The sequence below is a fragment of the Selenomonadales bacterium genome (assembly GCA_017442105.1).
In the GTDB taxonomy this organism is placed as follows: Bacteria; Bacillota; Negativicutes; order RGIG982; family RGIG982; genus RGIG982.
The window spans coordinates 1-8,063 of the sequence record JAFSAX010000106.1 but is presented as its reverse complement, the minus strand read 5'-3'; the positions used below and the strand labels follow the sequence as shown (position 1 = coordinate 8,063).

General features: G+C 55.1%; 8 protein-coding genes. All 8 read left to right on the top strand.

The window, feature by feature from the left end:
* Positions 1–58: 58 nt before the first annotated feature.
* The 8 genes from feoB to IJN28_04190 all read left to right on the top strand — a co-directional run bounded on the left by feoB (position 59) and on the right by IJN28_04190 (position 8,054).
* Positions 59–2,044 carry a ferrous iron transport protein B gene (gene feoB / locus IJN28_04225; GenBank protein MBQ6712978.1) on the top strand — a complete coding sequence of 662 codons (1,986 nt, stop codon included), beginning with the start codon at positions 59–61 and terminating at the stop codon, positions 2,042–2,044.
* A gap of 99 nt (positions 2,045–2,143) precedes the next feature.
* Positions 2,144–2,623, top strand: a complete 480-nt coding sequence (locus IJN28_04220; GenBank protein ID MBQ6712977.1) for a YbaK/EbsC family protein — start codon at positions 2,144–2,146, stop codon at positions 2,621–2,623.
* 3 nt (positions 2,624–2,626) lie between these two features.
* Positions 2,627–3,295 carry a response regulator transcription factor gene (locus IJN28_04215; protein ID MBQ6712976.1) on the top strand — a complete coding sequence of 223 codons (669 nt, stop codon included), beginning with the start codon at positions 2,627–2,629 and terminating at the stop codon, positions 3,293–3,295.
* A gap of 1 nt (position 3,296) precedes the next feature.
* Positions 3,297–4,553 (top strand): HAMP domain-containing histidine kinase, encoded by a 1,257-nt coding sequence (locus tag IJN28_04210; GenBank protein MBQ6712975.1) that lies wholly within the window; start codon positions 3,297–3,299, stop codon positions 4,551–4,553.
* Positions 4,550–4,936 (top strand): rhodanese-like domain-containing protein, encoded by a 387-nt coding sequence (locus IJN28_04205; protein ID MBQ6712974.1) that lies wholly within the window; start codon positions 4,550–4,552, stop codon positions 4,934–4,936. The genes IJN28_04210 and IJN28_04205 overlap by 4 nt, the downstream gene beginning before the upstream one ends.
* 128 nt (positions 4,937–5,064) lie before the next feature.
* The gene (locus tag IJN28_04200; protein ID MBQ6712973.1) at positions 5,065–6,111 is read left to right on the top strand and encodes an efflux RND transporter periplasmic adaptor subunit; all 1,047 of its coding nucleotides are present in this window, start codon (positions 5,065–5,067) and stop codon (positions 6,109–6,111) included.
* Positions 6,112–6,129: 18 nt separating this feature from the next.
* Entirely contained in the window at positions 6,130–6,843 is a 714-nt protein-coding gene (locus tag IJN28_04195) for an ABC transporter ATP-binding protein (protein ID MBQ6712972.1), read from the top strand.
* Positions 6,840–8,054, top strand: a complete 1,215-nt coding sequence (locus IJN28_04190) for an ABC transporter permease (GenBank protein MBQ6712971.1) — start codon at positions 6,840–6,842, stop codon at positions 8,052–8,054. The genes IJN28_04195 and IJN28_04190 overlap by 4 nt, the downstream gene beginning before the upstream one ends.
* The last annotated feature ends 9 nt before the right edge of the window (positions 8,055–8,063 follow it).

The following is an 8,063-nucleotide window of genomic DNA, read 5'->3' as shown; positions in this document are numbered from 1 at the left end:
GGCAGAGGCTGGCGAAGCGTATTCGCGTATGGCCTGTGTCGAGAAGCGGTGGCAGGCGATGAGGAGGGGCGGTCTGCCATGGTGGAAAAAGGCGCTGAGAGGCGGTCTGTTCGGCAAGGGGCGAAGCGGCAGTCCGCCTGATAAGGGGAGATGGTCGCGTACGATACGCGATGGTTCGCGCGATAGGGGGCGGACGGTCGTCTTGGCAGGCAATCCGAATGTAGGTAAGTCTGTTTTTTTCACTGCGCTGTCGGGTGTATATCGTGAGGTGTCGAATTATGCAGGAACGACGGTCGATGTCCGGTGTGCGCGTCTTGGACGCGATACGCTCGTCGATACGCCCGGCGTGTACGGTGTCGGGTCGGCAGGCGAGGAGGAGCGTGTGGCGCGCGACGTGATACTGTCTGCCGATATCGTTATCAATATCGTTGATGCGGTGCATCTGACGCGCGACTTGTTCTTGACTTTGCAGATGATCGAGATGGGCATACCGCTCATCGTTGTGCTCAACATGATAGACGAGGCAAAGCGGTGCGGCATTGCCATTGACGGGGAAAAGCTGTCGCATCTTCTCGGTGTGCCTGTTATCGCCGCGAGCGGTATCTTTGGTATCGGCATCGACGAAGTAAGAGAGAGTCTTGATCTGGCGCGGGCAGGTTTTGTCGATGCGTATATGCAAGGATTGCTCGATGAGGCGACGGCAGACGGACGAGCGCAGAGGGACGCGCTTCTTTGGCTGGAGGAGGATGCGCTTTCTTATGGGCAGCGTGTGGGGCACAGGCGCGGTCGTTCGGCAGATGATGTGCCGTCTTGCGGACGGTGCAAAGATTGCAAGCTGCCTTTGCCCTCCCTTCGCGAGGAGATATATGCGCACCGTCGCAGGCGCGTCGATGCTGTCTGCGGTGAGGTCGTTACCTCGCGTGCGCATCGCACCACGCTCGGCGCATATCTCGGCAGATTGGCGGTCGCGCCGATATCGGGCATGGTGATGCTCTGCTTTGTGCTGGCGGTGTTGTATCTCTTTATCGGCGTATTCGTCGCGCAGGATGTCGTCGATACAACAGAAGGCTTTTTTGCGACTGTCTATGAGCCGCATCTCCGTGCGCTTGCCGCGCAGTATATCTCTGCCGATACAGTTTTATTTACGCTTCTCGTCGGTGAGTACGGTCTTTTTACCATGACTGTCACGTATCTGTTCGGCCTTATCTTACCGCTCGTGGCAGGGTTTTATCTTGCGCTGTCCGTCTTGGAGGATTCGGGATACTTGATGCGACTGGCCGCGCTTGTTGACAGGCTGATGGGGGCGATCGGGCTGAACGGACGAGCCGTTATTCCGTTCATCTTAGGGTTCGGCTGTGTGACGATGGCGACGACTGCCACGCGATTGATGGGAACGGAACGCGAACGCACTATCGTCTGCGCACTGCTCGGGCTTGTCGTGCCCTGCTCGGCACAGCTGGGCATCATCACCGCGCTGATGGCAAGACTGCCGTCAGAATATATCGCTGTGTATGTGGGGACGATGCTCGGTGTGTTCCTCATCGCAGGCAAGATGCTCTCGCTTCTCGTCGGCGGTCGGACGAGCGGTCTTTTTATCGACTTGCCGCCGCTCAGGCTTGTGCAGGCGAACAATGTCATAAGGAAAGTCGCGGTCAGGACGGCGCACTTTCTGCGGGAAGGGGTGCCTGTTTTTGCGGGCGGAGCCGTTTTCCTTACGATGCTCAAGGAGGCGGGCGGGCTTGTCCTGCTTGGTGAGATGCTCGCGCCCGTCACCGAAGGCGTCCTTCACTTGCCGCGCGAAACATCAAGTATCTTCCTTATGGGCATGGTGCGACGCGATTTCGCCGCCGCGGGGCTGACAGACCTCGCGCTGACGGACAGCCAGCTCACTGTTGCGCTTACCGTTATCACGCTGTTCGTGCCGTGTGTCGCCACTGCTTTTATGATGGTCAAAGAACGCGGAAAAAGCGAAGGATTCGCCGTTTGGCTCGGCTCTTTCGCGGCAGCTTTTCTCGTCGGGGGACTGCTTGCAAGATGGCTGTAGAAAAAGCTACCAAATCGGTAGTTTTTTCTTTTATTGGACAGATATCCGTGGTAAAATAAAAGGTAAACATATCACTACCAAACAAAGGACTGAAATAACATGGCGATCAACCGCGTAAGAACATATTTGAAACAATGGAACAAAGATACGAAGGTGCAGGAATTCGATGCGTCGAGTGCGACCGTAGCCGAAGCCGCTCTCGCGCTCGGCGTCGAAGAAGCACGCATTGCCAAGAGCCTTGCGTTTGCCTTGGATGACGGTGCTGTCATGGTCGTGGCGGCAGGCGACGCGAAGGTGGATAACCGCGCGTACAAAGCACAGTTCGGCAAAAAGGCGAAGATGCTCACACCCGAAGAAACGGTAGCACTTACGAGCCATGTTGTCGGCGGTGTCTGCCCGTTCGATGTACCGCCTACGACAAAAGTGTATCTCGACGTATCCTTACAGCGATTCGAAACGATATTCCCTGCCTGCGGAACGGCGCACTCGGCGATCGAGCTGACGTGTGATGAGCTTCATGAGTGCTCTCGCTCGCTCGGCTGGGTCGATGTCTGCAAAAACTGGCGATCGGAGGAATGACAGATGAGATTGCTCCTCGTAGAAGATGAAAAACGACTCTCTGACGCACTTGCTGCCATCCTGCGCAAAAAGGGCTACCAAGTAGATACTGCGCTCGATGGTGAAACGGGGCTTGATATGGCGGCAGAAGGCACGTACGACCTTTTGATCCTCGACCGTATGCTCCCGAAACGCGACGGTCTGTCTATTTTGCGCGAAGTGCGTGCGATGGGCTACGGTATGCCCGTTCTTTTCCTCACGGCAAAAGATACGCTCGACGACCGCGTGGAAGGCCTCGACGCAGGGGCGGACGATTATCTCGTCAAGCCGTTCGATACGCCCGAGCTTCTCGCGCGTATCCGCTCGCTTCTCCGCCGTGCCGAAAAAGAGATCGTCGGCGACAAGCTGACAGGCGCAGGTGTCGTCCTCGACCCCTTGAAAGGCGAAGCGACATACCACGGCAAGACCGTTAAGCTGACGGTCAAAGAAGCCGTGCTGTTGGAGCTTTTGATGAAAAATGCCGGTCAAGTGCTGTCAAAAGAACGCATTTTGGAACGTGTCTGGGGCTACTCTGCCGATGTCGATACGGCGAACGTTGACTTATATATCCACTACTTGCGCAAAAAGCTGACGAACGACCATATCAAGACGGTACGCGGTGTCGGCTACTACTTCGACGGGAAGGAAGAGTAAGATGGCAGTCGGATCGGAAAAACTTCTCGCGCAGATGCGCCGTCGTCTGACGATGCAGAACCTCGGTATCGTCGCTCTTATCTTTATGATATTGACGGCCATCACGTACAGCTACGTTGACTACTCCCTCTATCGGACGAAACAGGAACGTATCGAAGCCGTATCGGAAGCGATGACACAACCCGACTGGGCACCGCGCAAGCGAGTTACCACCAGCCAAAGGCCGAATCTCGGCTATCTCCATATCGCACCGAACGGTACGCTCCTCAGAGCCGCATCGAATCTGCCGTTTGAAATAAAAGAATGGCGCACCTTCGCCGAACAAGCAGTCGGTGAACAAGGTCATGTCGAATACGGCGGCACGGATATCTATTATGCATGGTCACAGTCCCCGTACGGACTGCGCGTCGTCGCATTCGAAACGGATACGATAGAAAAAGCGATACTCGATAATATCTTCTGGACGTTCATCGTAGCCGTTCTCTGTTCGCTCGGTGCCTTCTATCTGATGAGCCGATATCTCGCGGAAAAGGCCGTTCAGCCGATCGAGAAAGCATGGTCGCAGCAGAAGGCTTTTATCGCCGATGCCTCGCATGAGCTTCGGACACCGCTGACTGTGATTCGGACGAACCTCGACGTCGTCATGTGCAGTCCCGAAGAAACGGTCGAAGAACAGGAAGAATGGCTCAATAATATCCGCGAAGAAACGGACGCGATGAAAGAACTCGTCGAATCGCTCTTTTTCCTCGCGCAGGCCGATGCACACCAGCAACGGCTCGAATGCAGTGCGTTTGATTGTCGTGACATGATCGCATCTGCCGTGCGTGCGTATACGCCGATGGCAGAAGAAAAGGGCATCACGCTTACAGCCGATCTCGGCGGTGAGAATATCATCTGCGGTGACGATGGCAAACTGCGCCGCGTCCTGCGCGTGCTCGTTGAAAACGCTATTCGTCATACCGAGGCGGGCGGTGTTATCTCCGTCAAGCTGACGGACGACGGCAAGACATCTTGCCTCACCGTTACCGATACGGGCGAAGGCATCGCACCCGATGCGCTCGGTCATCTGTTCGAGCGATTTTATCAAGCAGACTCCTCGCGCCATAAAGGCGGAGCGGGGCTTGGTCTTGCCATCGCCAAGTGGATCGTCGAAGCACACGGCGGTACCATTGGTGCAGACAGCATCCTCGGACAAGGCGCGACCTTTACCGTACGCTTGCCCAAAACGGGCGCAAATAAAGGAGGCACATCAGCATGAACATCGTAAAATATCTCTTAGGCACGCTCGTCGCTGTTCTCTGCACTGCCTGCATGGCGAATCCGAGCGGTGCGGAGCGCATCACCGCACAGGAAGCCAAAGCCCGTATGGAAAAAAATCCGCATGCCATCGTGCTTGATGTCCGCACCGAAGCGGAATACAAGAGCGGTCATATCAAAGGCGCAGTCCTTCTCCCGCTCGACAGATTGGAAGCGGAAGCGGAATCGGTGCTTCCCGACAAGAATGCAGAGATCCTCATCTACTGCCGAAGCGGAAAAAGAAGTGCCGAAGCGGGCGAGATCATGAGTGCGCTCGGCTACAAGAACATAGCCGATTTCGGCGGGATCCTCTTATGGCCGTACGAAACGGAAGTCGATTCTTGATTTTCAAAGAAAAAACCAAAACGAACCACATACAATATGAGATAAGGGAAGCCGAACCATTCTCGGCTTTGTCAGATATAACAACGATCATTCGAATAGATGAGAAAGAATGAGCAGGAGGGATCGGCATGGATAAGAAAAAATGGATAGCAGGGGCGATCGTCCTTTGCCTCCTCGGCGGGGGCGGATATTGGTACTCCTCCTCGCAAACGGCAACACAAGAAACACAGCAGCAGATCAAAACGGCCACCGTACAGCGCGGTGACGTTATGACAGAAGTATCGGCAACGGGCGCACTCTCGGCAGTCCGTTCCATCGAGATCAGCTCGAAAGTAACAGGTCGTATCACAGAGATGCGCGTTGAAGAAAACCAGCACGTAGAAGCGGGCGAAGTCCTTGCTGTGCTCGACTCGCGCGCCCTCCAGCAGACGCTTGAACAACTCCGTGTCAAAATGGACGTAGCCAAAGCGAACTATGACCGTGCGGCAGAACTCGTCGAGATCGGCGGATACTCGCTCCAACAGCTCGACAGCGCACTCGAAGCGTATGAAGTCGCACGTACCAACTACGAAAGCAAGCTCGCCGACCTCGGTGACTACACTATCACCACCCCGATCAGCGGTATCGTCATCGGCAAACCGCTCGAAGAAGGACAGACAGTCGTACAAGGTATCTCGGCAGCACAGGTCATGATGAAGATCGCCGACCTTTCCGAGATGCAGATCGAAGCAGACGTTGACGAAACGGACATCGGTAAAGTCAAAGTCGGTCAGAACGTAACGTTTACCATCGACACATACAGCGGTAAGACGTTTACAGGCACCGTAACGAAGATATCGAACCAATCCACCACGGCGAACAACGTCATCTATTACACCGTCTATGTGGCAGTCCACCCGACAGAATATGACCTCAAGCCTGACATGACGGCGCGTCTTGTCATCAACACGAACGAACGCCACAACGTACTCTATCTCCCGAACGAAGCAGTCAAAGTAGTCAACGGACAGGCAACGGTACAAGTCCTCGAAAAAGGCAAACAGGTAACGAAAAACGTCACGACAGGCCTCTCGGGCGAAATGAGCACTGAGATCGTCAGCGGCCTCTCTGAAGGCGAAGAAGTCGTCATTCCGGAGAAAAAGACGAAAACTCGTACACCGATGAAGATGTTCTAACCGCGAAGGAGGGATACTATGAAACCGATCATTGAACTTTGCGGTATCAGCAAAATATACAACCCGGGCGAACTCGCCGTCCGCGCCATCGACGATGTATCGCTCTCCATCAAGAAAGGCGAATTCACAGCCATCATGGGACCGAGCGGCAGCGGCAAGTCCACCATGCTCAACATCATCGGCTGTCTTGACAGACCGAGCCTCGGCTCGTATCTTTTAGACGGAATCGAAGTCAGCCAAATGGCAGAAGACGACATCGCCGCTGTCAGAAATGCGAAGATAGGCTTCGTATTCCAGAACTTCAACCTTCTGCCGAAGCTCACCGCCGCGCAGAACGTCGCACTTCCGCTCATCTATGCAGGCGTTCCTGTCAAAGAACGCATGGAAAGAGCCGAAGAAGCACTCGCCAAAGTCGGTCTTGCCGAGCGCGTTCACCATAAGCCGAACGAAGTATCGGGCGGTCAGCGTCAGCGTATCGCCATCGCACGTGCGCTCATCAACCGTCCGCCGCTCATCATCGCCGACGAACCGACAGGCAACCTCGATACAAAATCAAGCTATGAGATCATGGCACTTTTTACCGAACTGCACCGAGCAGGTCACACCATCGTCATGGTCACGCACGAACCGGACATCGCCGAATATGCACAGCGCGTCATCGTATTCAAAGACGGCAAGATAGACTCCGACCGCTATAACGAAAAACCGAAAACAGGGGAGGTGAGCGTATGATCTGGGAAGGCTTCACCATGGCTCTCACCAGCCTCAGAGATAACAAAGTCCGCTCGCTCCTCACGATGCTCGGCATCATCATCGGTGTTGCCGCCGTCATCACCCTCGTATCCATCGGTATGGGCGTTAAAGAGCGCGTTGAATCGAACCTCTCCTCGCTCGGCAGCAACATGATCATGGTATCGCCGGGCAACGTATCCGCATCGGGCATACGCGGTGCCGCAGGCTCCAACCAGACGCTCACGCTCAAAGATGCGCAGGCCATCGAAAAATCGGTCGACGGCGTTCGTGCCGTAGCCCCTATCGTCAACGGCTCGGCTAACATGGTCGTCGGCAATCAGAACTGGATCAGCTCCATGGCAGGCTCTACGCCTGAATATGCCATCGTACAAGACAGAGCTGTGGCCGAAGGCTCGTTCATCACCGACCGTCATCTCGCCGGCAGAGAACGTGTCGCCGTCCTCGGTCAGACCGTCGTAGAAAACCTCTTCGGTGAAAGTCAGGCCATCGGACGAACCGTACGTATCAACGATGCACCGTTCCGCGTCATCGGTATCCTTGAAGAAAAAGGTCAGTCGGGTATGGGGCAAGACCAAGACGACACCGTCATCATCCCCATCACCACAGCACAGGAACGTATGCTCGGCATCACGCACATCAACCGTATCTCCATACAAGGTGAAAATACAGACGTCCTCGCACAGATCCAGGCAGACGTCACCGAGCTTTTACGGCAGCGGCACGAGATCACCGCGGACAAAGAAGACGACTTCAACGTACGTAACATGACAGAAATGATCAACGCCATGAACGACACCACCACCACTATCACCATGCTCCTCGGCATCACGGCGGCTATATCGCTCCTCGTCGGCGGTATCGGCATCATGAACATCATGCTCGTATCCGTCACCGAACGTACACGCGAGATCGGTATCCGCAAATCGCTCGGCGCGAAATACAACGATATCCGTAACCAGTTCCTCATCGAAGCATCCGTCATCTGCCTCGTCGGCGGAGCGATCGGTATCATCTTCGGTATCATAGCCTCCGAAGTCATATCGGCACTCGCAGGCTGGAACACGTATATCGCACCGTGGTCGATCTTGCTCTCCTTCGGCTTCTCGCTCGCCATCGGCGTATTCTTCGGATTCTATCCCGCGAGAAAAGCCGCCAAACTCGACCCGATCGAAGCACTCCGCTACGAATAACAGACAAGA

Coding starts and splice junctions, on each gene's coding strand:
- feoB (MBQ6712978.1), top strand. CDS start 59: ATGAGGAGGGGCGGTCTGCCATGGTGGAAAAAGGCGCTGAGAGGCGGT.
- IJN28_04220 (MBQ6712977.1), top strand. CDS start 2,144: ATGGCGATCAACCGCGTAAGAACATATTTGAAACAATGGAACAAAGAT.
- IJN28_04205 (MBQ6712974.1), top strand. CDS start 4,550: ATGAACATCGTAAAATATCTCTTAGGCACGCTCGTCGCTGTTCTCTGC.
- IJN28_04210 (MBQ6712975.1), top strand. CDS start 3,297: ATGGCAGTCGGATCGGAAAAACTTCTCGCGCAGATGCGCCGTCGTCTG.
- IJN28_04215 (MBQ6712976.1), top strand. CDS start 2,627: ATGAGATTGCTCCTCGTAGAAGATGAAAAACGACTCTCTGACGCACTT.
- IJN28_04200 (MBQ6712973.1), top strand. CDS start 5,065: ATGGATAAGAAAAAATGGATAGCAGGGGCGATCGTCCTTTGCCTCCTC.
- IJN28_04195 (MBQ6712972.1), top strand. CDS start 6,130: ATGAAACCGATCATTGAACTTTGCGGTATCAGCAAAATATACAACCCG.
- IJN28_04190 (MBQ6712971.1), top strand. CDS start 6,840: ATGATCTGGGAAGGCTTCACCATGGCTCTCACCAGCCTCAGAGATAAC.